Origin of the sequence: Neorhizobium galegae, from assembly GCF_021391675.1 — a bacterium.
Lineage (GTDB): Bacteria > Pseudomonadota > Alphaproteobacteria > Rhizobiales > Rhizobiaceae > Neorhizobium > Neorhizobium galegae_B.
The window spans coordinates 218619-241488 of sequence record NZ_CP090095.1 but is presented as its reverse complement, the minus strand read 5'-3'; the positions used below and the strand labels follow the sequence as shown (position 1 = coordinate 241488).

General features: G+C 63.3%; 22 protein-coding genes and 1 pseudogene. 9 read left to right on the top strand and 14 right to left on the bottom strand.

The genetic code is table 11. From position 1 onward, the window contains the following. The first annotated feature begins 144 nt into the window (after nucleotides 1–144). The 4 genes from LZK81_RS01115 to nagA are packed head-to-tail and all read left to right on the top strand — an operon-like array spanning nucleotide 145 to nucleotide 3999. On the top strand, nucleotides 145–1032 hold the full coding sequence (locus LZK81_RS01115; protein ID WP_233954934.1) for an N-acetylglucosamine kinase: 888 nt from the start codon (nucleotides 145–147) through the stop codon (nucleotides 1030–1032). Continuing rightward, nucleotides 1029–1793 carry a GntR family transcriptional regulator gene (locus LZK81_RS01110; RefSeq protein ID WP_233954933.1) on the top strand — a complete coding sequence of 255 codons (765 nt, stop codon included), beginning with the start codon at nucleotides 1029–1031 and terminating at the stop codon, nucleotides 1791–1793. Before LZK81_RS01115 ends, LZK81_RS01110 begins: the two co-directional genes overlap by 4 nt. A gap of 17 nt (nucleotides 1794–1810) precedes the next feature. Beyond that, a complete protein-coding gene (locus tag LZK81_RS01105) occupies nucleotides 1811–2842 on the top strand; it encodes an SIS domain-containing protein (RefSeq protein ID WP_233954932.1) in 1032 nt (343 codons plus the stop codon). Continuing rightward, nucleotides 2839–3999 (top strand): N-acetylglucosamine-6-phosphate deacetylase, encoded by a 1161-nt coding sequence (nagA, locus tag LZK81_RS01100; RefSeq protein ID WP_233954931.1) that lies wholly within the window; start codon nucleotides 2839–2841, stop codon nucleotides 3997–3999. Before LZK81_RS01105 ends, nagA begins: the two co-directional genes overlap by 4 nt. A gap of 2 nt (nucleotides 4000–4001) precedes the next feature. Here the strand turns inward: nagA and LZK81_RS01095 are convergent, their stop codons facing one another. The 3 genes and pseudogenes from LZK81_RS01095 to LZK81_RS01085 form a co-directional block, all read right to left on the bottom strand. Further along, nucleotides 4002–5414 (bottom strand): sensor histidine kinase, encoded by a 1413-nt coding sequence (locus LZK81_RS01095; protein ID WP_233954930.1) that lies wholly within the window; start codon nucleotides 5412–5414, stop codon nucleotides 4002–4004. Next, nucleotides 5411–6089, bottom strand: a pseudogene (locus LZK81_RS01090) (response regulator transcription factor). Before LZK81_RS01090 ends, LZK81_RS01095 begins: the two are co-directional and overlap by 4 nt. 96 nt (nucleotides 6090–6185) lie before the next feature. Next, on the bottom strand, nucleotides 6186–6695 hold the full coding sequence (locus tag LZK81_RS01085; RefSeq protein ID WP_046602847.1) for a DUF1993 domain-containing protein: 510 nt from the start codon (nucleotides 6693–6695) through the stop codon (nucleotides 6186–6188). 183 nt (nucleotides 6696–6878) lie between these two features. Between LZK81_RS01085 and LZK81_RS01080 the strand changes: the two genes are divergently transcribed. From LZK81_RS01080 to LZK81_RS01065, 4 genes are all read left to right on the top strand, one after another. Then, nucleotides 6879–7949 carry an ABC transporter substrate-binding protein gene (locus LZK81_RS01080; RefSeq protein ID WP_046611516.1) on the top strand — a complete coding sequence of 357 codons (1071 nt, stop codon included), beginning with the start codon at nucleotides 6879–6881 and terminating at the stop codon, nucleotides 7947–7949. A 237-nt stretch (nucleotides 7950–8186) separates the two neighbouring features. Beyond that, nucleotides 8187–9131 carry a Bug family tripartite tricarboxylate transporter substrate binding protein gene (locus LZK81_RS01075; protein WP_046633599.1) on the top strand — a complete coding sequence of 315 codons (945 nt, stop codon included), beginning with the start codon at nucleotides 8187–8189 and terminating at the stop codon, nucleotides 9129–9131. Continuing rightward, nucleotides 9128–9622, top strand: coding sequence for a tripartite tricarboxylate transporter TctB family protein (locus LZK81_RS01070; RefSeq protein WP_046611515.1), 495 nt, complete (start codon nucleotides 9128–9130; stop codon nucleotides 9620–9622). The genes LZK81_RS01075 and LZK81_RS01070 overlap by 4 nt, the downstream gene beginning before the upstream one ends. 22 nt (nucleotides 9623–9644) lie before the next feature. Next, nucleotides 9645–11162 carry a tripartite tricarboxylate transporter permease gene (locus LZK81_RS01065; protein WP_046625389.1) on the top strand — a complete coding sequence of 506 codons (1518 nt, stop codon included), beginning with the start codon at nucleotides 9645–9647 and terminating at the stop codon, nucleotides 11160–11162. A 48-nt stretch (nucleotides 11163–11210) separates the two neighbouring features. On the opposite strand, the gene LZK81_RS01060 is transcribed toward LZK81_RS01065, so the two are convergent. The 8 genes from LZK81_RS01060 to LZK81_RS01025 all read right to left on the bottom strand — a co-directional run bounded on the left by LZK81_RS01060 (nucleotide 11211) and on the right by LZK81_RS01025 (nucleotide 18939). Beyond that, nucleotides 11211–12140 carry a glutaminase gene (locus tag LZK81_RS01060; protein ID WP_046602842.1) on the bottom strand — a complete coding sequence of 310 codons (930 nt, stop codon included), beginning with the start codon at nucleotides 12138–12140 and terminating at the stop codon, nucleotides 11211–11213. A 39-nt stretch (nucleotides 12141–12179) separates the two neighbouring features. Beyond that, nucleotides 12180–12692 (bottom strand): MarR family winged helix-turn-helix transcriptional regulator, encoded by a 513-nt coding sequence (locus tag LZK81_RS01055; RefSeq protein ID WP_046602841.1) that lies wholly within the window; start codon nucleotides 12690–12692, stop codon nucleotides 12180–12182. Between the two features lie 2 nt (nucleotides 12693–12694). Beyond that, the gene (locus LZK81_RS01050) at nucleotides 12695–13378 is read right to left on the bottom strand and encodes an ABC transporter ATP-binding protein (RefSeq protein ID WP_080954406.1); all 684 of its coding nucleotides are present in this window, start codon (nucleotides 13376–13378) and stop codon (nucleotides 12695–12697) included. Next, complete coding sequence (locus LZK81_RS01045; protein ID WP_233954929.1) at nucleotides 13378–14127, bottom strand: ABC transporter ATP-binding protein; 750 nt, start codon at nucleotides 14125–14127, stop codon at nucleotides 13378–13380. Before LZK81_RS01045 ends, LZK81_RS01050 begins: the two co-directional genes overlap by 1 nt. Further along, nucleotides 14120–15097 (bottom strand): branched-chain amino acid ABC transporter permease, encoded by a 978-nt coding sequence (locus LZK81_RS01040; RefSeq protein WP_233954928.1) that lies wholly within the window; start codon nucleotides 15095–15097, stop codon nucleotides 14120–14122. The genes LZK81_RS01045 and LZK81_RS01040 overlap by 8 nt, the downstream gene beginning before the upstream one ends. 4 nt (nucleotides 15098–15101) lie before the next feature. After that, the gene (locus tag LZK81_RS01035; RefSeq protein WP_233954927.1) at nucleotides 15102–16025 is read right to left on the bottom strand and encodes a branched-chain amino acid ABC transporter permease; all 924 of its coding nucleotides are present in this window, start codon (nucleotides 16023–16025) and stop codon (nucleotides 15102–15104) included. 9 nt (nucleotides 16026–16034) lie between these two features. Then, nucleotides 16035–17171: an ABC transporter substrate-binding protein gene (locus LZK81_RS01030; RefSeq protein ID WP_233954926.1), complete on the bottom strand. Its 1137-nt coding sequence runs from the start codon at nucleotides 17169–17171 to the stop codon at nucleotides 16035–16037. A gap of 142 nt (nucleotides 17172–17313) precedes the next feature. Then, nucleotides 17314–18939, bottom strand: coding sequence for an AMP-binding protein (locus LZK81_RS01025; RefSeq protein WP_233954924.1), 1626 nt, complete (start codon nucleotides 18937–18939; stop codon nucleotides 17314–17316). Between the two features lie 203 nt (nucleotides 18940–19142). Between LZK81_RS01025 and LZK81_RS01020 the strand changes: the two genes are divergently transcribed. Beyond that, on the top strand, nucleotides 19143–19967 hold the full coding sequence (locus LZK81_RS01020; RefSeq protein ID WP_046602835.1) for an alpha/beta hydrolase: 825 nt from the start codon (nucleotides 19143–19145) through the stop codon (nucleotides 19965–19967). Here LZK81_RS01020 and LZK81_RS01015 read toward each other — a convergent pair. The 3 genes from LZK81_RS01015 to LZK81_RS01005 are packed head-to-tail and all read right to left on the bottom strand — an operon-like array spanning nucleotide 19964 to nucleotide 22870. Next, entirely contained in the window at nucleotides 19964–20485 is a 522-nt protein-coding gene (locus LZK81_RS01015; RefSeq protein WP_046602834.1) for a winged helix DNA-binding protein, read from the bottom strand. The genes LZK81_RS01020 and LZK81_RS01015 overlap by 4 nt on opposite strands. A 56-nt stretch (nucleotides 20486–20541) precedes the next feature. Continuing rightward, entirely contained in the window at nucleotides 20542–21522 is a 981-nt protein-coding gene (locus LZK81_RS01010; RefSeq protein ID WP_046602833.1) for a TRAP transporter substrate-binding protein, read from the bottom strand. A gap of 34 nt (nucleotides 21523–21556) precedes the next feature. Then, nucleotides 21557–22870 (bottom strand): TRAP transporter large permease, encoded by a 1314-nt coding sequence (locus LZK81_RS01005; RefSeq protein WP_046611508.1) that lies wholly within the window; start codon nucleotides 22868–22870, stop codon nucleotides 21557–21559.

The window sequence follows — 22870 nt, the reverse complement described above, 5'->3', positions numbered from 1 at the left end:
CTTTTATGAACAGATCGATAAGCTCAGCAGAAATTATTGAAAATAATGAAGCAATTTCAAATATATGAAACCTGCTGTTTGAGATTTTTGAAATCACGCTTGGTTATTGGTACTTTTTTGGTATTATCGTCTGCGGAGGTACCCATGGCGGCCTATTTTATCGGAATCGATGGCGGTGGAACGAGTTGCCGTGCGGCATTGGCTGACGGAAATGGCACCATCCTTGGCCGCGGCAAGAGCGGCGCCTCCAATATCCTGACCGATCCCGACACGGCCCTGAAACATATCGCCGAGGCCTCGCGCCTCGCTTTCGCCGAAGCCGGGCTGGAGCCTGAGCTTTCCGCCACCTCCGCCGTTCTCGGTCTTGCCGGCAACAATGTCGGCGATGCGGTGAGTTATGTGCAGGCGCGGCTGCCCTTCAAGCGGTCAGATATCGTGTCAGACGGAGTCATCGCGCTGCAGGGCGCAATCGGCGACGAGGACGGGGCGATCGGCATTGTCGGCACCGGCACGGTCTATATCGCCCGGCATCAGGGCAGGCTTCATTCGGTCGCGGGCTGGGGTTTCCAGGTGAGCGATCTCGGCAGTGGCGCGCGGCTCGGCCAGCTCGCGCTGCAGGAGAGCCTGCTCGCCTATGACAATATCCACCCGATGACCGGTCTGTCCAAGGCCATTCTCGCCGAGTTCGACAACAATCCGGAAAAGGTCGTCGATTTCGCACGGCTGGCGAAACCTGGTGATTTCGGGCGTCATACTCCAAAGGTGTTCGAATTTGCGCGGCAGAGTGACGAGGCGGCGATACGTATCCTCAAGAGCGGGGCAACCGGCATCGACGAGGCTCTCGATGCGGTCAACGGGATCACCAAGGGAAAAGGCCGGCTCTGCCTGCTCGGCGGTCTTGCCCCTCTCTATCCCGAATATCTGGCCGAACGGCACCGCGCCCGACTTTCCGAACCGCTTGCCGATGCGCTGACCGGCGCGGTGGCGCTTGCGGTCCAAACCTATGGGGCGCGGGCGGAGCTACGCGCATGAATCACATGCTCGCCGCCATCCTGCCGCTCGACGGCCTGCAATCGGCCGGCACCGGGCCGCTTTACCGCAAGCTGCGCCAGAGCCTCGAGGAGGCTATCCGCACCGGCAAGCTCGGCCATGGCGACGCCCTGCCGGCCGAGCGCGATCTTGCCGACTATGCCAATGTCAGCCGCGTCACGGTGCGCAAGGCCGTCGACGATCTGGTCAAGGACGGGTTGCTGACCCGCAGGCACGGTTCCGGCACGTTCGTGGTCAAGCCGATGTCGCGTGTCGAGCAGCCGCTGACCCGGCTCACCTCGTTTACCGAGGACATGGCGCGGCGCGGCCTGGTGACGCGATCCGAGTGGCTGGAACGCGGGCTTTTCCACCCCTCCCCCGAAGAGATGATGATGCTGGGCCTCGCGCCCGGGGAAAAGGTCGCGCGTCTCGGCCGCCTGCGCCTCGGCAACGACATGCCGCTCGCGATCGAGCGGGCCAGCATTTCCGCCGATTTCCTGCCCGATCCTTCCGTGGTGACCAATTCGCTCTATGCCGAACTTGGAAAAAAGGATGCCCGGCCGGTGCGCGCCATACAGCGGATATCCGCCTGCAATATGAAGAACCCGGATGCCGGGCTGCTGGCCGTGCCGATCGGCTCCGCCGGCCTTTCGATCGAGCGTGTTTCCTATCTGGCATCCGGCCGGGTGGTGGAGCTCACCCGCTCGCTCTATCGCGGCGATGCCTATGATTTCGTGGCCGAGCTCTCGCTTGGCGAAAACTGACCTTCGAGGACGATGTTATGCTGACCAATATGACGAACATGCGCAAAGAGATCGACGAGATACCGGAAGCGACGGCACGTCTGCTCGACGGTTCGGCGGCCGAGCTTGCCGCTGCCGGCCGTGCGCTGCGCGAAAGGGACCCGGCCTTCCTGATCACCATCGCGCGCGGCTCCTCCGACCATGCTGCGACCTTCATAAAATACGCCGTCGAACTGACCGCCGGCCGGCCGGTCGCCTCGCTCGGGCCGTCGCTCGCCTCGATCTACGGTGCCAAGCTGAAGCTCGACGGCGGTGCGGCGATCGCCATTTCGCAGTCCGGCAAGAGCCCGGATATCGTCGCGATGGCTGAGGCCGCGACCAAGGCCGGTGCCGTCACCGTGGCGCTAACCAATACGCTGCCCTCGCCGATCGCCACCGCTTCGGCCTATGCCGTCAACATCAATGCCGGGCCGGAACTCGCCGTTGCGGCCACCAAGTCGTTCGTCAACTCGATCGTTGCCGGCCTTGCGCTGCTGTCGGAATGGGTCGGTGACGAGGCGCTGAAAGTCGCCATCCGCGACCTGCCGGGGCATTTCGAAAAGGCAGTCAAGCTTGACTGGAGCGAGCTTGCACACGAGCTGGGCGATGCGGAATCCCTCTACATGCTCGGCCGCGGCCCGGCACTGGCGATCGCCAGCGAGGCCGCGCTGAAGTTCAAGGAAACCTCCAACATGCATGCCGAGGCCTATTCGGCGGCGGAAGTGCTGCATGGGCCTGTCGCGCTGGTCGAAAAGCGGTTCCCGGTCGTCACCTTCGCGGCCCGCGATGCGGCGGAAGGCTCCGCCGTCGAGATCGCCGACAGCCTCTCAGTCAAGGGCGCACTCGCCTTTGCGACCTCCGACGAGGTCAAGGACGCCCGCAAGCTGCCTTTCGTGGCGACCGGCCATCCGATCACCGATGCGCTGACGCTCATTCTGCCCTTCTACGGTTTCGTCGAAGCCTGGTCGCGCGCCAAGGGCTTCAACCCGGATGCGCCTGTCGCACTCAAGAAGGTGACCGAGACGCTATGAGTACGCGAAAGGCCATTACCGGCGCCCGCATTTTCGACGGCACTTTATGGCACGAGGATGCCGCGCTGGTTTTTGCGGGCGGCAAGATCGAAGCTATCCAGTCCACGTCCAAGCTGCCGGACAGCATCGAGCGGATCGATGCCGGCGGCGGGCTGATCGTGCCCGGCTTCATCGACCTGCAGGTGAATGGCGGCGGCGGCGTGCTGCTAAACGAGGAGCCGACGGTGGCGGGTCTTAGACAGATCTGCGCCGCGCATGCCAAGTTCGGCACGACGGCGCTGTTGCCGACGCTGATCACAGACACCTACGAGATCACGTCCCGGACGGTCGAGGCCGGCAAGCAGGCGAAGGCCGAAGACGTGCCGGGCTTTCTCGGCCTGCATCTCGAAGGCCCGCATCTTTCGGTGGCGCGCAAGGGTGCGCATGATCCCAAGCTGATCCGGCCGATGGAGGAGAAGGACATCGAACTGATGCTCTCCTGCAGAGGGGTGTTCGATGCGATGATGATCACAGTCGCGCCGGAAAACGTGACGGTTGAACAGGCGGCACAGCTGGCGCAGGCTGGCTTCATGGTGAGCCTCGGCCATACCGACACGACCTACGAGACCGCAAAGACCTACGCCGAGGCGGGTGTTCGCACCGTCACCCATCTCTTCAATGCCATGAGCCCGCTCGGCCACCGCCAGCCCGGCGTCGTCGGCGCTGCACTCGATATCGGCTCGCTCTATGTCGGGATCATCGCTGACGGCATCCATGTCCATCCGGCTGCGATGGGCGTGGCGCTGCGTTCGAAAAACGGACCGGGCAAGATCTTCATCGTCACCGACGCGATGTCGACCATCGGCACCGACATGAAGAGCTTCACCCTGAACGGCCGCGAGATCCTGCGGCAGGACGGCCGCCTGACGCTTGCCGACGGCACACTCGCCGGCGCCGATATCGACATGATCTCGTCGGTCCGGTTTGCCCATGAGGCGCTCGACCTGCCGATCGAGGAGGCGTTGCGCATGGCATCCGCCTATCCGGCGGAAGCGGCCTATCTTGCCGACTGCAAGGGCGCGCTGAAGCCCGGATTTGATGCAGATTTCGTGCTCCTCACCAACGAGCTTAGCATGAAGAGCACCTGGATCGGCGGGGCGAAGGTGCATCAGGAGTAGGCTTAGCCGGCTACCGGAAACCGTATCTCGACCTTCAGACCCCTGCCCTCGCGACCTCCCGCGAGGGTCATCGTCGCTCCGTGCAGGCGGGCGATCTCCTCGACGATCGGCAGGCCGAGGCCGGTGCCGAGCTTGTCGGAGCGGTCTCCGCGTTCGAAACGCTTCAGCACCGACGCCCGCTTTTCGGGCGGGATGCCCGGGCCGTCGTCTTCCACTTCGAGCACCGCGACGCCGTTTTCCGGTGTGACGCGAACGGTCACCTCGGCGCCTTTTCCCGCATAAAGCAGAGCATTGCCGATCAGGTTCTTCATCAATTCGCCGATCAGCAGCGGTTCGGCGGAGACGATGATCTCCCCCTCTCCCTCAAAGCCCAGATCGATGCCGGCATCGGCGGCGAGCGGGACATTGTCGGCCGTTGCCCCGCGCGCCAGCGCCGTCAGGTCGACAACCTGCATCGAGGCGGAGCGGGTGGCCGCATCGATCTTCGCCATCAGCAGGAGCTGGGCAATAATGCGCTCGGCATCCGCCACCGCCTCGTCCGCCTTGCGGGCGGCTTCCTTCACCTCCGCGAGGTCCGCCCCGCGATCGGCAAGTGCCAGCTGGGTGCGGATGATGGTGAGCGGGGTGCGCAGCTGGTGGCTGGCATTGCCGGTGAAATGCCTCAGCGCCTCCAGTGCGCTTTCGAGCCGAACCATGAAGGAATTGACGGTATCGACAAGGCCCTGCACTTCGTTCGGCACCCGCTCGCTGATCGGGTGAAGATCGTCCGGGCTGCGCTCGGCGATCGCCTCGCTGAAACGGTAGAGCGGCCGAAGCGACAGCGTCACCGCCACCCAGACGATGATCGCGGCGCCGACGATCATGAACAGGAGACGCAGCGCCGAGCGGATCAGGATCGTCTGGGTCAGCTGCTGGCGGGCGATGGTGGTTTCCGCGACGGTCACCGTGAACGGCACGGAATTGATGCCGGTCGAGGCGGAGCGGGCAAGCGCGGCGACGCGGATCGGTTCGCCGCGGAACGTGGCATTCTCGAACGCGGCCGCCTGACCTTCCCGACGCGGGATCGACGGAAGCGTCTGATAGCCGGTGATGAATTTTCCGGGTGGTCCGTCGACGCGGTAGAAGACGCGGTCCTGCGCGGCCGAGGTCAGCATTTCCAAGGCCACATACGGGATGTCGACTTCGAGAGAACCGTCTTCGGCAACGATCACCCGTTCGGCGATCGCCAGCGCGGAGCCGGCCAGCACACGGTCGGACACGTCGTTTGCCGTATCGACCGCCTCGTCCCAGGTATCGACCATGGCGATCGTGCCGATCACCGCCGTCGAGGCGAGAAGCCAGGCGAGCAGACGGCGGCGCAGGGAATAGGCGGCAATCGGCGGGACGGGTTGGGCGCCGTGAGAGACCGATGTCATGCCGTCGGTGCCGTGGTTTCGAGATAATACCCGATGCCGCGAGCGGTCTTCACCGTAAGACCGTGCGGGGCGAGACGCCGGCGCAGGCGGCTCACATACTGCTCGATCGCATTGGCGGACAAGTCGTCGTCGAAGCCGGTCAGCGATGCCATGATCGCGTCCTTGGAGACCACCTTGCCGGCGCGCAGGAAGAGCAGTTCCAGAAGCGCCACTTCCCGTGCTGGCAGATCGAGGGTCACGCCCTGGCTCGAAAAGGTCCGTGAATTCAGGTCGAAGGTGACGCCGCCGTAGTTGACGATCGAGCTCCAGAAGCCCCGCCTGACGGCGCAGCAGCACGCGGATGCGCGCCTCGAATTCCGGGATGTCGAACGGCTTGATCATATAGTCGTCGGCGCCGAGATCGAGCCCCTTCACCCGCTCCTCGGGCGTGCCGCGGGCGGTCAGGATCATCACCGCCGCCTTGTTCGCCCGCGCCCGCATGGCGCGCAGCACGTCAAGCCCGTCCATTTCCGGCAGGTTCAGGTCGAGTATGACGAGATCATAGGTTTCGGCGGCGGCGACAGCCTCGGCGGAAGCGCCGTCGGCGACCGCATCGACGGCATAACCGCTGCCGCGCAGGATCGTCGACAGCCCCTCGGCCAGCGCCTGATTGTCCTCGACCAGAAGAATACGCACGAAATCTCCCCGCTTCCGCAGATGATTATAAACGCGGAAGCGGCGATGTCACGGATGTGGTGATGCCGTGGTTACTTCGATCGTTATCCCAGTCGTTTACTGTGAACGGCCGATGTAGTCCATCTTGCCGATCGGAACACCCTTGTGGCGCAGGATGGCGTAGGCCGTGGTGACGTGGAAATAGAAGTTCGGCAGGGCGAAGCCTAGCACATAGCTCTTGCCGGTGAACTTGGTCTCGCCGCTGCGGGTCTTCAGGATCACCTCGGCGTCTTCGCGGTCCGCCATGCTGGCGGGATCGACGCTGTTGAGGAATGCCACGGTCTTTTCGATGCGGGCATGCAGGTCGGCGAAGGTGACTTCGTCATCGGCCATCGGGATGTTCTCGATCTGCCCGACGCGGACAGGCACGAATTTGGCGCTGTCGCTGGCGCGCTGGATCTGGGCGGTCAGCGGGTACATGTCGTGGACCAGCCGGGTTTCCAGCAGTTCCTTGTGGGCAATGCCCTTCTCGTCGGCGAAGGCTTCGCCTTTCTTGAGGATTTCCGTGAGGTTGCCGAAAGCGCGGATGAAAACCGGCACCGTGATATCGTAGAGCGTAAGCGACATGGAGCGAAACCTTCGTTGACGGACGGGACGCCGGGGCTTCCGGCGCGAAATGACCGCCCACACGTAATGGCACAGCATCGGAAAACAAGCCGGCAGGCGGTTGCATCGAGCCCCCTGTGGCGGGAATGTTACGGGTCACCCGATCGGCTTGTCGCGGCCGCCGCGGTGGGGCATTGTGGGTTCATGAAAAGGCTGCTTTTCCCACTCCTCTGTCTTGCCTTTTCGCCAGGCCTCGCCGGGGCGGATACGACGCTGTTCAAGGCGCTCTCCGGGCGTGACGATGCGCCCATGCTGACGGTCTATTCTTCGCTCGACGAGCCGCTCGCCAAGCCGATGATAGCCGGCTTCCAGACGGCCAATCCGGATGTGGCGGTGCGATACGAGGACATGCTGACGGGCGAGATCTACGACCGGATCGTGCGCGAAACCGATGCCGGCAACAAGACGGCCGACTTCGCCTTCTCCTCCGCCATGGACCTGCAGGTGAAGCTTGCCAATGATGGCTACGCCCAGCGCAGCGACCTGCCGATGAGCGGTCAATGGCCGGGCTGGGCCAACTGGCGCAATACCGCCTATGCGCTGACCTTCGAACCGGCCGTGTTCGTCTATCACAAGCCGAGTTTCAAGGATTCCTCCCCGCCCTCGACCCGGGCGGAACTGGTGGAGTTCCTGCAGAAGCGGGGCGATGCGGTCTACGGCCGGATCGGTACCTACGACATCGAGCGTTCCGGCGTCGGTTTCCTGTTCATGGCACGCGACCAGGAGCAGTTCGGCGATATCTGGTCCGTGATCCGGGCGATGGGTGCGGCGGGCGTGAAACTTTATTCGACCAGCCAGGCGATCCTGGAACGCGTTGCCGACGGGCGGTTCCTGCTCGGCTACAACATTCTCGGCTCCTATGCCGCAGACTGGGCTTCCCGTCATCCGGATGTCGGCATCGTGCTGCCGAAGGACTATACGGTGGTGATGTCGCGCATCGGCCTGGTGCCGCAGGCCGCCGCCGCTCCAGATCTCGGCAAGCGTTATCTCGAATTCTTCATGTCGAAGGAAGGCCAGACGATCATGGCCCGCGAACTGCAGATCCCGGCCGTCAGCCCCGAAGTCGCCGGCAATAACACAGCGACGACATTGCGGGAGATGCTTGGCGGACAATTGAAGCCGGTGCCGGTCAGCCTCGGGTTGATGGTCTATCTCGACCAGGTGAAGCGGGCACGGCTGATTTCCCGCTGGAATGAGGTCCTCAGGCTGCAATAGTCACAAAATTCGGCGGCGGCGGGTGGAAACCCCTTGCCAAATCGCAAGTCCAGGGAAGATGTCAGGTTAATGTCAGCTTCATATGCTGGCTTAGGGCATTCGGCCCCCATTTGGAGGTGGGGACCCGATTGACGATGGGAGGACATCGGCCAGGCGGTTCTCGCTTGCCAAACCCTCTCCCTCGTTCCGCCAACAAACATATCGCGTCGGATTACGACGCCAACGGAGGATCGACCCTTGAAACATTTCTTCCTTGCTTCCCTTCTCGCGGGCGCAATCGCACTTCCGGCCGCCGCGGCCGACTACTCGATCATGGCTCCCGCAGCGCCGGGCGGCGGCTGGGACCAGACCGCCCGCACCATGCAGACGGCTTTGCAGACCGAGAAGATCTCCGGCAAGGTTCAGGTCATGAACGTTCCGGGCGCCGGCGGCACGATCGGCATCGCCCAGTTCGCCAGCCAGCAGAAGGGCAATGCAAACGCCCTGATGGTCGGCGGTTACGTCATGGTCGGCGCCATCCTGACCAACAAGTCGCCGGTCACCCTGAAGGACGTCACACCGATCGCCCGCCTCACCGGCGAATACGAAGTGATCGTCGTACCGGCAGCTTCCGAGATCAAGACTGTTGCCGACCTTGTCGCCAAGCTGAAGGCAAATCCGGGCGCGGTTTCCTGGGGCGGTGGTTCGGCCGGCGGTACGGACCACATCACGGCGGGTCTGATCGCAAAGGCTGCCGGCGTCGATCCCACGAAGGTCAACTACATCGCGTTTTCCGGCGGCGGTGAAGCACTCGCCGCCATCCTCGGCGGCCAAGTCACGGCCGGCATCTCGTCCTATGGCGAGTTCGAATCGCAGGTCAAGGCCGGCGCGTTGCGTCTGCTCGCCATCTCCTCCGAAAAGAAGCTCGAAGGCATCAATGCCCCGACGCTGAAGGAATCCGGTCTTGACGTCGTGATCCAGAACTGGCGCATGGTCGCCGCCGCTCCGGGCCTTACCCCCGAGCAGAAGAAGGCCGTGACCGCCGACGTCGAAAAGCTCGTCAAGTCCAAGACCTGGCAGGACAGCCTGAAGACCAAGGGCTGGATCGACACCTATCTCTCCGGTCCGGAATTCGACGCGCAGCTTGCCAAGGACATTGCCGCGACTGAGACCATCCTGAAGGACATCGGACTGGTTAAATGAGCCTCGACAACAACAAAACGACCACCGAACAGCGCCGCCCCGATTGGGCGGCGCTTGTTATTGCCGCCATCCTCGTCGCCGTCGCTGCCGTTATCTTCCTGGACGTCGACCGGCTGCGGGATATGGGCGGTTATAGCCAGGTCGGGCCGGCCACCGTTCCCAACTGGATCGCCTTTGCACTGATCGGGCTTGCGATCTGGACCGTCTTCGCCGCGTTTCGCCGCGACTTTCCGGCGCGCGAAAAACAGGAACTTGGACCTGTTGCGTGGGTCGTCGCCGGCCTGCTGGCGCAGATGATCCTCATTCGGATCGCCGGTTTCTCGATCGCCACGGGCACGCTGTTCGGCCTCGCCGCGGCAGGTTTCGGCGCCCGCAAACTGTGGATCAGCATTCCGATCGGCATCGTCGTCTGTCTTGGCATCTGGTGGCTGTTTGCCGGCGTTCTGCAACTTTCGCTTCCGGCAGGCCCGCTGGAACACCTGATCCAGTGATGCGACCCTCGAGAGTAAGATTATGAGCACATTCGAATTCCTTCTCCAGGGGCTCGCATCGGCAATGGAGCCGATGAACCTCTTCTATGCGCTGATCGGCGTGACGCTCGGCACCATGGTCGGCGTGCTTCCGGGCATCGGTCCGGCGACGACCGTCGCCCTGCTTCTGCCGGTCACCTACCAGCTCGATGCGACCGGCTCGCTGATCATGTTCGCCGGCATCTATTACGGCGGCATGTATGGCGGTTCGACGACGTCGATCCTCTTGAACACGCCGGGCGAAAGCGCCTCGATCGTCACCGCGCTCGAAGGCAACAAGATGGCCCGGGCGGGACGCGGCGGCCCGGCACTGGCGACGGCGGCGATCGGTTCGTTCGTTGCCGGCCTGATCGCGACGCTCGCGCTTGCCTTCATCGCGCCCTACATCGTCAAGCTGGCGCTGGTCTTCGGTCCGCGCGAATATTTCGCGCTGATGGTTCTCGCCTTCGTCACCGTCTCCTCCGCCTTCGGCAATTCGACGTTGCGCGGCCTCACCTCGCTCTTCATCGGACTTGCCCTCTCGCTCGTCGGCATCGACCAGCTGACCGGCCAGAACCGGCTCTCCTTCGGCGTTCCGGACCTGCTCGACGGTATCGAAGTGACCACCATGGCGGTCGCCATGTTCGCGATCGGCGAGACGCTTTACATCGCCGCCCAGGGCGAAGCGGCACCGGACAAGATCGAAGCGATCCGGGGCTCGGTCTGGATGACGGCACAGGATTGGAAGCGTTCCTGGAAAGCCTGGCTGCGCGGCACCGTGATCGGCTTCCCGATCGGCGCGATGCCGGCCGGCGGCGCCGAAATCGGCACCTTCCTGTCCTATGCGACGGAGAAGCGCCTTTCCAAGCACCCGGAAGAATTCGGCAATGGCGCGATCGAAGGCGTGGCCGGTCCGGAAGCCGCCAACAATGCGTCCGCAGCCGGCACGCTCGTGCCGCTCCTGACCCTCGGCCTGCCGACCTCGGCGACCGCGGCGATCATGCTCGCCGGCTTCCAGCAATACGGCCTGCAGCCCGGTCCGCTGCTGTTTGCGACCAACCCGCAGCTCGTCTGGGGTCTGATCGCCTCGCTTTTGATCGCCAACCTGATGCTACTCGTCCTCAACCTGCCGCTGGTCGGCCTGTGGGTGAAGTTGCTGACTATTCCCAAGCCGTGGCTCTATGCGGGCATCCTGGTGTTTGCGACGCTCGGCACGATCGGCGCCAATCCCTCGGTGTTCGAACTCGGCATGCTGCTGGTCTTCGGGCTCATCGCCTACATCATGCGCGTCTTCGATTATCCGATCGCGCCTGTCATCGTCGGCCTCATTCTCGGGCCGCTTGCCGAACAGCAGCTCCGCCGCGCGCTCGCCATCAGCCAGGGTGACGTGACGGTGCTGTTCACCTCGCCGATCGCAGCCGTGCTGCTGAGCGTGGCAGCGCTTGCCCTCATCCTTCCCCTCGTCCTGCGTGCACGCGGACGCGGCGATGCTCTTTCGCAGATGGCAGCCAGCGAAGACTGATCATAACGCTGCCAACAGACTGAAAGCCCGGCTTCGGCCGGGCTTTTTTTATTGCCCGAACACCGACCAGCCCGTTCTGGTAGCCAACATTTCGAGCGCCAGCGAACCCAGCAGCGAATTGCCGTTGTGGTTGAGACCCGGCGACCAGACGGCGACGGACGCCTTGCCCGGCGCGACTGCCATGATGCCGCCACCAACGCCGCTCTTGCCGGGCAGGCCGACGCGGTAGGCGAAATCGCCGGATCCATCGTAATGGCCGCAGGTCAGCATCAGCGCATTGATGCGCCTTGCCCGCTGCTTCGAGACCACGGTGTGCCCTGTCAGCGGATTGCGGCCCGATGCGGCGAGGAAAAGGGCCGACTTGGCGAGCTGGGTGCAGGTCATCGCCAGCGCGCAGTGGTGGAAATAGACGCCGAGGACATGTTCGACGGGATGGTCGAGCTTGCCGAAGGAGCGCATGAAATTGGCAAGCGCGAAATTGCGGAAACCCGTCGCCTGTTCCGACTTCGCCACTTCCGGGTCGATGGCGATCGAATCGTCATCCGCCAGGTAACGCACAAAACGGACGATCTCCCCGATCGCCTCGCGCGGCGTGTGTCCGGCAAGCACGAGATCGCTGACGGCGATGGCGCCGGCATTGATGAACGGATTACGCGGCTTGCCTTCCTCGTGCTCGAGCTGGACGATCGAATTGAAGGCGGAGCCGGACGGTTCGCGCCCGACGCGGTTCCAGGTGGTCTCCCCGTGCTTGCCGAGCGCCAGCGTCAGCGTGAAGACCTTCGAGACGCTCTGGATCGAGAAGGGCTCGTCGCAATCGCCAGCCTTGAAGACCTGGCCGTCGACACCGATGATCGCCATTCCGAACTTCTTCGGATCGACATGGGCGAGCTGCGGGATGTAGTCGGCCACCTTGCCTTCGCCCAGACGCGGCGTCAGCTTCGCGTGGATCTCGTCGACGATCGCCTGCAGGTCTGCCATCTCTTAACCCCGAATTGTTGCGCCCGGAGACGAGCCTTACTATTCGAAGGCGCTGCCGGAAAGATGGTTGCTGGCGGAAGCCTTCACCGCGCCGATCTCCGACCACAGTGAGGCGACCATCGCCGGGTCCACATCGGCCATGATATCGCGCAGCCAGCCTTCGTGGGCGGCTGCCATGGCGACAAAAAGCTCGGTACCGGCGGGCGTCAGCTTGGCGACGGTGACGCGGCGGTCCCCGTCCGGCGTGACCCGCTGCACGAAACCGTCCGTCTCCAGCCGCTCCACCAGGCCGGTCACGTTGCCGTTCGTCACCATGGTGCGCTTGGAAAGCTCGCCGAGCCTCAAGCCGTCCGCCTCGCGATAGAGCTGCGCCATCAGATCGAACTGGGGAAGCGTCGCGCCGAACTCGGTGCGGAGCCGGCGGCGGATTTCGGTGGTGATCAGCTTGGTGGTGGAAAGCATGCGCAGCCAGAGCCGCGTCTCAGGCTTGTTCTTCCCATGCGGGCCATGGGCGATCAGTTCCAGGTCGGCGCTTGCCGCTTCTGCTTCCATGCCTATACCCCGAGATATCGATCCTGCAATTCCGTCGTCAGGTCCGCGGGCCTGCCGCTCCAGGCGCTTCTTCCGTTTTCCAGGATGACACAGCGGTCCGCAACCGGCAAAAGCTCCGAAAGCGTCTTATCCACCACGAGGATCGACAAACCCTCGGCTTTCAGCCGCCGGATCGCCTTCCAGATGTCCTGGCGGATGACCGGGGCAAGGCCTTCGGTCGCCTCGTCGAGAATGAGAAGGCGTGGATTGGTCATCAGGGCGCGGCCGATCGCCAGCATCTGCTGCTCGCCGCCGGACAGCGATCTTGCCATTTGCGCATGACGCTCCTCAAGCCGGGGGAAGAGCTCGTTGACGCGCTCCAGCGTCCATTGACCGGGCCGTGCGGCAGCGACCAGATTTTCATGGACGGTGAGGTTCGGGAAGCAACGGCGGCCTTCCGGCACCAGGCCGATGCCGAGCTTGGCGACATGATGCGGCCGCTTGCCCTTCGTATCCGTGCCGCCGATCTTCACGCCACCGGCGCGGGGCGGGTTGAGATTGCAGATGGCGCGGATGGTGGTCGTCTTGCCCATGCCGTTGCGGCCCATCAGGGCGACGGCCTCGCCTTCCGCGACCGACAGGTCGACGCCGAAGAGGGCCTGGCTGGCGCCGTAGAATGCTTCGATCTTGGTGACATCGAGCAGCATCAGGCGTGATCTCCGAGATAGGCGGTGCGCACGGTCGGGTCGCGGCGAATTTCCTCGACAGTCCCCGTCGCGATGATGCGGCCGTAGACGAGCACCGAAATCCGGTCGGCGAGCGCGAAGACGGCGTCCATATCGTGCTCGACCAGCAGGATCGGCGCTTCATGCCGCAGCGTATCGAGGAAACGGGTCAGCGATTTCGAACCTTCCGGCCCCATGCCGGCCATCGGTTCATCCAGCAGGAAGGCTTTCGAACCGAGCGCCAGCGCCATGGCGATTTCGAGCTGCCGGCGTTCGCCATGGGAAAGCTCGGCGGCCGGAATGCGGGCGCGGGCCGTCAGGCCGACACGTTCCAGCATGGCCATCGCCGTGTCGATCAGTGACTTGTCGCGCATGACGGGCTTGAAGAAACGGAAGCTCGAGCCTTGCTTCGCCTGAACCGCCAGCATGACATTGCGCAGGCCGGAGAAATCCGGCGCGATCGACGAGACCTGGAAGGTGCGGCCGAGGCCAAGCCGAGCACGGTCGGCAACCCCCAGCGAGCCGATATCCTGCCCGGCAAAACGCACCGTGCCGCTATCCTGCCGAAGCGTGCCGCAGATCTGGTGGATGAGCGTCGACTTGCCGGCGCCGTTCGGGCCGATCAGGGCATGGATCTCGCCAGGGCGAAGATCGAGCGTCACGCCGTCGGTTGCCCGGAGCGCGCCGAAATTCTTGATGAGGTTGGAGATCTGGAGAACCGGCTCAACCATGTTTGGCCTTTCCGGCAAGCAGGCCCAGAAGACCACCGCGCGCAAACAGCACGACGGCGAGCAGGATGAGGCCTAGGAAGAACTGCCAGCGCTCAGTGAGGCCACCGAGCGCAAATTCGAAGATCACGTAGAGTGCAGCACCTGCGAGCGGCCCGAACAGCCGGCCGGTGCCGCCGAGGATGATCAGCACGATCAGTTCGCCCGACATATGCCACGACAGCATGGACGGACTGACGAAGCGGTTGAGATCGGCAAACAGCGCGCCGGCGAGGCCGGTGACTGCCGCCGAGATCGCAAAGGCGGTGAGCCGAATCCGGTAGGGCTGAATGCCGACGGTCGCGACACGCACCTCGTTCTGCCGCGCCGCCTGCAGCGCCGTGCCGAAACGCGAGGCGCGGATCAGCGCAAAAAGGCCGAGCGCCAGCAGCAGGACGACGTAGCAGATCAGGAAGAAGGTCAACGGCCGCATGGTGTTGACGCCCGGAAACTGGTTGCGGACGAGGATCGACAACCCGTCCTCACCGCCATAGGCGGGCCAGGAGATCGCGAAATAATAGACCATCTGCGCAAAGGCGAGCGTGATCATGATGAAGTAGACGCCCGAGGTGCGCAGGCTGATCGCGCCGATCGCCAGGCCGACGAGGCCGGAAAGGATTACCGCGACGATCCAGATCACCCACATCTGCTTCGAGCCGGAAAGGCCAAACAGCAGTGGATCGCCGGAAAAGGCGTGAGCCGCCAAAATGCCGGCCACATACCCGCCGATGCCGAAGAAGGCCGCGTGGCCGAAGGAGACGAGACCGCCGAGACCGAGCGCCAGATTGAGGCCGGTGGCGGCGAGCGCGAGGATGGCGATGCGGGTCGCAAGCGTGACGTAGAACGGCTGACCGAACGCGTTCGCCGCGAAGGGCACGGCGAGCAGCAGGGCCGCCAGACTGAGGTTGATGAGGTTTTCACGGGTCACGATCATGATCTCACGCATGGGCCGCGGGGAAGAGGCCGCGCGGCTTTACCGCAAGAATGACCGCCATGACGATATAGATCAGCATCGAGGCCGCCGCGCCGCCGATCATGCCGGCCTGCGCCGGGGCGACGAACAGCGCCAGGATCTTCGGAGCCAAGAAACGCCCCATCGTATCGGTGACCCCGACCAGCAGCGCACCGAGAAGTGCGCCCTTGATCGAGCCGATGCCGCCGATGACGATGACGACGAACGCGAGGATCAGCACCGGCTCGCCCATGCCGACCTGCACCGACTGCAGCGCACCGACCATGGCCCCGGCAAGGCCCGCCAGGGCCGCGCCGAGCGCGAAGACGACGGTATAGAGTGTGCGGATATCGACGCCGAGCGCGCCGATCATCTCGCGGTCGCTTTCGCCGGCACGGATGCGCATGCCGAGACGGGTCCGGGAGATCAGCAGATAGAGGCCGAAGGCGACGATCGCGCCGGCAAGGATGATCGCCAGGCGATAGACAGGATATTCCGTGCCGCCCGGCAGCGCGACGGCGCCCTGCAGAAGCGGCGGGATATCGAGATAGAGCGGGAAGGAACCGAACAGCCAGCGCGTGCCTTCCGAAAACATCAAGATCAGCGCAAATGTGGCGAGCACCTGGTCGAGGTGATCGCGGTCGTAGAGCCTGCGGATCACCACGAGTTCGACGATCGCGCCGGCGGCGGCCGCCGCGACGAGGCTGGCGATCAGGCCGATCCAGAACGAGCCGGTCCACGCCGCCACGGTGGCGCAGGCGAATGCGCCGACCATGTAGAGCGAGCCGTGAGCGAGGTTGATCAGGCCCATGACGCCGAAGATCAGCGTCAGCCCGGCAGCCATGAGAAACAACATGACGCCGAGCTGCAGGCCGTTGAGCAACTGCTCGAGAGCAAGTGCCAAAGTCACAGTCAGGCCTTAGATCTTGCAGTCTTTGGCATAGGCATCGCCGTGGTCGGCGAAGATCTTCTCCACCGTCTTGTTGGTGATGACGCCGTTCTGCTTCACCACTTCCGTCAGGTAGATGTCCTGGATCGGATGCTGGTTGGTGTTGAACTTGAATTTTCCACGCGGCGACTGGATGTCTGCCTTGCGAAGTTCTGCGCCGAAGGCATCGGCGTTCTTGACGCTTGCCTTGGAAGCAGCCGACAGGATGAGCTGGGCTGCGTCATAGGCCTGGACGGCATAGATGGACGGCAGGCGGTTATATTCCTTCTGGAAGTCCGCCAGGAACTTCTTGCTCGCGGCGTTGTCGAAGTCCGGGGCCCACTGGCCGGACGCCTTGGCGCCGACCGCCGCATCGCCGATGGCCGGCAGAACGTCCTGGCTGAAGGAGAAGCCCGGGCCCATGACCGGGATTTTGACGCCCGACTGAGCGAACTGCTTCATGAAGGCGATGCCCATGCCGCCGGGCAGGAAGGTGAAGATGCCATCAGCGCCGGAAGCGCGCATCTGGGCGATTTCGGCAGCGTAGTCGGTCTGGCCGACCTGGGTGTAGACTTCGGCTGCAAGCTGGCCCTTGTAATAACGCTTGAAACCGGTCAGCGAATCCTTGCCGGCCGGATAGTTCGGGGCGAGGATGAACATCTTCTTGTAGCCCTTGTTGGCATATTCGCCCATGGCTTCATGAAGATTGTCGTTCTGGTAGGCGGCGTTGAAATAAAGCTTGTTGCAGTTGGCGCCGGCAAGCGCTGCAGGCGCAGCATTGGTCGAGACGTAGAACTTGCCCTGGGCCACCGCACTCGGAGCAACCGCCATCAGCAGGTTCGACCAGACGATGCCGGTCAGGATGTCGACCTGATTGCTCTGGATCATCTTGTCGGCGATCTGAACGGCCAGTTCCGGCTTCTGCGCATCGTCCTCGGTGACGACGGTGACGTCCTTGTTGCCGGAATTCTTGATCGCCAGCATGAAGCCGTCGCGCGTGTCGATGCCGAGGCCGGCCCCACCGCCCGAAAGCGTGGTGATCATGCCGATTTTCAGCGGCTCGGCGAAAGCCATGCCGGTGGTGCTCATGCTCAGCGCCAGCGTGGCTGCAGCAAGCATTTTCTTCATGTGACGAACTCCCGTTTGTTTTTGTGTTGTTCCCGATGCCTTCGACGGACTTGGACATCCGCCGGGTCTTCTTTGTCTTCCACATTTGCGTGGAAACTTCCACTCTACATGTCAGGCGAAATTCGACCGCTGATCACCATGGTTAAGCTGAGGGCTTCTGCTTCAGCCGGAAGCGCTGGATCTTGCCGGATTCTGTCTTCGGCAGGGCGTCGGCGAACACGATCGAACGCGGATATTTGTAGGGGGCGATCACCGCCTTGACGTGATCCTGCAGGATCTTGACCATCAGTTCGCCAGCCTCGGCGCCCTTTACCAGCACCACATGCGCCTCGACGATCGTCCCGCGCGCCTCGTCCGACACGCCGATCACGGCGCATTCAAGCACTGCCTCGTGCTTGAGGAGGGCTGCCTCCACCTCGGGACCGGCGATGTTGTAGCCGGCCGAAACGATCATGTCGTCGGAGCGGGCTGCGAAGTGGAAATAACCGTCCTCGTCCTCGACGAAACTGTCGCCGGTCAGGTTCCAGCCGTCTTTGACGTAGTCCTTCTGGCGGTCGTCGGCGAGGTAGCGGCAGCCGATCGGCCCCTTGACCGCCAGCTTGCCGATCGTGCCGCGCGGCACTTCGTTCATGTCGTCGTCGACGACGATCGCCTCGTAGCCGGTGAGCGGCTTGCCGGTGCAGGCCGGCCTGGAATCGCCGAGACGGTTCGAGATGAAGATATGCAGCATCTCGGTCGCGCCGATGCCGTCGAGGATCGGCTTGCCGGTTTTTTTCACCCATTCGTCGAAGACAGGACCTGGCAGCGTCTCGCCGGCGGAAACCGCAATGCGCAGGGACGACAGGTCGGCACCGGCATCCATCGCCGCGAGCATGGCGCGATAAGCGGTCGGCGCGGTGAAGCTGATCGTCGCCTTGTAGGTCTCGATGATCTCGATCATCTTCGCGGGCGTCGCCTGTTCCAGGAGGGTCGCAGCTGCGCCGAAACGCAAAGGGAAGACCGCAAGGCCGCCGAGGCCGAAGGTGAAGGCGAGCGGTGGGGAACCGACGAACACGTCGTCCGGCGTCACATCCAGCACTTCCTTCGCGTAGGCATCGGCGATGATCAAGATATCGCGGTGGAAATGCATGGTCGCCTTCGGCACGCCGGTGGAACCCGACGTGAAGCCGAGCAGGGCGACGTCGTCGCGGCCGGTCTTCACCGCTTCGAAACGCACCGGCTTGTTGAGGGCCGCACGATCGAGCTCGGCATCATGGTTGGCGGTGCCGTCAAAACCGATCACCTGTTTCAGGAACCGGCTTTCCTTGGCGCAGGCGACCAGTTCGTCCATCAGCCGCGTATCGCAGAGCGCGATGGAGATTTCCGCCTTGTCTATGATCTTGGCGAGCTCGCCGGAGCGCAGCATCGGCATCGTATTGACGACCACCGCGCCGGCCTTCGTCGCGGCCAGCCAGCAGGCGACCATGGCCGGGTTGTTGGCGGAACGGATCAACACCCGGTTGCCGGGCTTCAGGCCGTAATCCTCGGTCAGCGCCTGGGCGATGCGGTTCGTCCAGTCGGACAATTCCTTGTAGGTGCGGCGGCGGCCGTTGCCGATGAGCGCGGTGTTGTCGCCGAAGCCGCGCTCGACCATGCGGTCGGTGAGTTCGACGCCCGCATTCATCCATTCCGGATAATCGAAGCCATCAAGCCTGATTTCCGGCCACTGATCCGGCGGCGGAAGATTGTCGCGGGCAAACGTATCCAGATGGCCTGACGGTCCCAGCATATTTTCGTTCCCAAGCGTTTTTTATATAGCGGCTTTTTGCCTTTCGCCCAGAAAAGCACTGCTTTCCCTCGGTTGCAAGAGAGAAAGTTTAAGTTTGTAATAATTTTTCCTCCGACGATTTTTGAAGCTGTGACGGGCTTCCAAGCGAGCTGATGCGGTGACAGTATGACGTTCGAAATCAAGCGGATCGAAGGAAATTGAAGATGCGTCATCGGATCAGCGACTGGGACAATGCCTATGCCAACGGCATCAATATTCCCCAGGGCGACCGCTGGCCGGCAGCATGGGTGGAGCCGGCGCGGCTTTATCGCGAGGCGCTCGCCACAGCCGGCCGCGCCAGGCTCGGCCTTTCCTACGGCGAAAAGCCGCGCAACCGCTTCGACCTTTTCCTGCCCGAAACCGATCCGGCCGGTCTCGTGGTTTTCGTCCACGGCGGCTTCTGGATCGGTCTCGACAACAGCTACTGGTCGCAGTTCGCCAAGGGTTCGGTGGAGCGCGGATATGCCGTCGCCATGCCAATGTACACGTTGGCCCCGGAAAACCGCATTTCAGGCATCACGGCGGAAATCGGCAAGGCGATCGAGGCTGCTGCAAAGGACGTAGCGGGACCGATCCGGCTGATCGGCCATTCGGCGGGCGGCCATCTGGTGACGCGGATGATCTCGGCCACGTCACCGCTTCCGGAGGCCGTGCGCAGCCGCATCGTCAACACGGTCTCGCTTTCCGGCGTGCATGACCTGCGGCCGATCATGAAGACCAAGATGAACGAAAAGCAGCGGATCGACGCCGAAGAAGCCTACCGGGAAAGCCCAGCCCTTTTGGAGCCGCTTGCCGGCGCTCGGGTGACCTGCTGGGTGGGGGCCGGCGAGCGTGCCGAGTTCATCCGTCAGAACGCGCTACTGGCCAGCATCTGGAAGGGGCTAGGCGCCGAGACGGAGGCCGTCGAGGAGCCGGACAGGCATCACTTCACCATCCTCGACGGTATGGAGGATCCCGCCCACCCGTTGATGGATGCGCTGTTTTCCTAAAGCGATGCGGCGGCGCGGGCCGCCTGGTCGTAGTGGCCGGACAGCGCGCGCAAGCGGGCCGCCATGGCCGACAGGGTTTCTCCCGAAACCTCGGTGGCCAGCACCGACTTGACCAGCAGCTCCTCGCGCACCGCCGCATAACGCTTGCAGGCCTCGGCGCCAGCTTCCGTCACCATGACCAGCTTTTCCTTGCCGCGGCGGCCGGATTTGATCAGCTTCAGTCGCTCGAGTTTCTTCAGCGCGTAGGTCACCACATGCGTGTCCTCGATGTTGAGGACTAGCGCGATATCGGCAAGCGTCTTTGCCTTGTTGCGGCTGTTGATGTTGTGCAGGACGAGGATATCGATCGGTGAGAGATCCAGCACGCCGGCAGCCGACATGCACCTGACCATCCAGCGGCTGAAGGCGTGGTTCAGCATGATCATGCCGAACTCGATCTCCGACAGCGCCGGCAAAGCCCCGCTCGCCAGGTGCCCGGAGGATACGATCGGGCCGAATTCACTCTTTTCCGATGACATGATTTCTCCTCCGAGTGCGAGCGCGCCGCAGGCGGATGCCTGCGGCGCCTCTCAAATCACATCTTCTTGTAGGCGTCCAGAATGGCGGCGCCGTCGGCACCAGCCTTCTTCGACCAGTCTTCGGTCAGCTTGGCGCCGACATCGGCCAGGCCCTTCTTGAGATCGGCACTCGGTTCGAGAACCTTCATGCCGTTCTTCTTGAGGGTTTCCATGTAGGCCGAGGTCTTTTCGGCACCGAGCGCCCAGCCCCGGGTCTCTGCGGCAGCGGCGGCATCGGTGACAGCCTTCTGGACGGCCGGATCGAGGCCAGCGAAGGCTGCCTTGTTGACGAAGATGACGTTCTTCGGGATCCAGGCCTGGGTGTCGTAGTAGTGGGTCAGCGATTCCCAGATCTTGCTATCGACGCCGGTGGCGCTCGAGGTCATCAGGCCGTCGATGACGCCGGTTGCGAGAGCCTGCGGCAGTTCGGCCGCCTGGACAGTGACCGGCTGGGCGCCGACCAGATCGGCGATGCGCGACGTGCCGACGTTATAGGCGCGCCATTTCAGGCCCTTGAGGTCGGCGGTGCTGTTGACGTCCTTCTTGGTGAAAATGCCCTGCGGCGGCCACGGCGTCGCATAGAGGAGCTTGAGGCCCTGGGCGTCGAGCGCCTTCTCGATCGCCGGCTTGGACGCGGCGTAGAGCTTCTTGGACGCATCGAAGCTGGTTGCCAGGAACGGCACGACGTCGATGCCGAAGACCGGGTTTTCGTTCTCGTGCAGCGAGATCAGCACTTCGCCGGCCTGGGCCTGGCCGGTCTGGACGGCACGCTTGATGTCCGGAGCCTTGAAGAGCGAGGCGCTCGGATGAACGGTGATCTTCAGCTTGCCGCCCGAGGCCGTTTCCACGTCCTTGGCGAACTGCATCAGGTTCTCGACATGGTAGTTCGCCGGCGGATAGGCCGACGGCAGGACCCAGGCGGTCTGGGCGAGAGCAGCGCCGGAAGCCGCCAGAAGCGCTGCGCCAGCAAGGCCCGAGCGAACGAGAGTAGAGATCATTTTCCTCATATCAGTTCCCTTTTTCTTTCTCTGATTAACCCGGGAATGCCATTTTCGGCAGAACCATCACGATTTCCGGGAAGACCGTGATGATGGCGACAGTCGCCACAAGCAGGAAGAAGAACGGCAGCGAGGCGCGGGCGACGGTCAGGCTGTCGCGGCCGCTCATCGTCTGCAGCACGAAGAGGTTGAAGCCGACCGGCGGCGAGACTTCCGCCATCTCGACGATCAACACCAGGAAGATGCCGAACCAGACGAGATCGAAACCGGCATGCTCGATCATCGGCAGGACCACGACCGTGGTGAGCACGATCATCGACAGCCCGTCGAGCGCTGCGCCGAGCAGGATATACATGACCGTCAGTACAGCGATCAGCGCGTAGGGGCTGAGGTTGAAGCTGTCGACCCAGGCGGCGAGCGCGTTGGGAATGCCGGTATAGCCCATGGCGATCGACATGAAGCCGGCGCCGGTGAGGATCAGCATGATCATGCAGGTAAGCCGCGTGGCGCCCATGACGCTGTCCCAGAAGGCTTTCATCGTCAGCGTCCGCGACCAGGCGGCGATGGCAAGCGAACCGAGCACGCCCCAGGCCGCACACTCCGTCGCCGTCGCCCAGCCCAGAATGAGGGTCGCGAAGACGAGCACGATGAGCAGCGTGACAGGGATGAGGTTGGCCGATTCCTTGAGCTTCTCCATGAAGCTCATCTTCGGCGGTGCGGGCGGCTGCTTGTCCGGGTTCAGAAGCGACCAGATTATGATATAGCCGGAATAGAGCACCATGACGATGATGCTCGGCAGGAAGCCGGCGAGGAAGATCTGGATGATCGAGACATTTGCCGCGACAGCATAGACGACCATGGTGATCGACGGCGGGATGAGGATGCCGAGCGTGCCGGCGCCGGCGAGCGAACCGAGGCTGACCATCTCGTCATAGCCGCGTTTCTTGAGTTCCGGCAGGGCGATCTTGGCGATCATGGCGGTGGTGGCGGCCGACGAGCCCGAGATCGAGCCGAACAGGCCGCAGCCAATCACGTTGACATGCATCAGGCGGCCGGGCAGCCAGCCGAGCCAGGGAGCCAAACCGCGGAACATCTCTTCCGAAAGCCGTGTCCTGAACAGGATTTCTCCCATCCAGACGAACAGAGGCAGGGCCGCGAGCGACCAGGATGCGCCGCCGCTCCAGGAATTGGTGGCGAGCACGGCGCCGATCGGAATGCCTGGAACGAAGAGCATGGCGATAAAGCCGCAGATCAGCAGCGAAATGCCGATCCACACACCGCCGGCCAGCAGCGCCAGAAGGGCGACAAGAACGACGCCGGCGATTTCAACGAGTTCGATCGTGCTCAT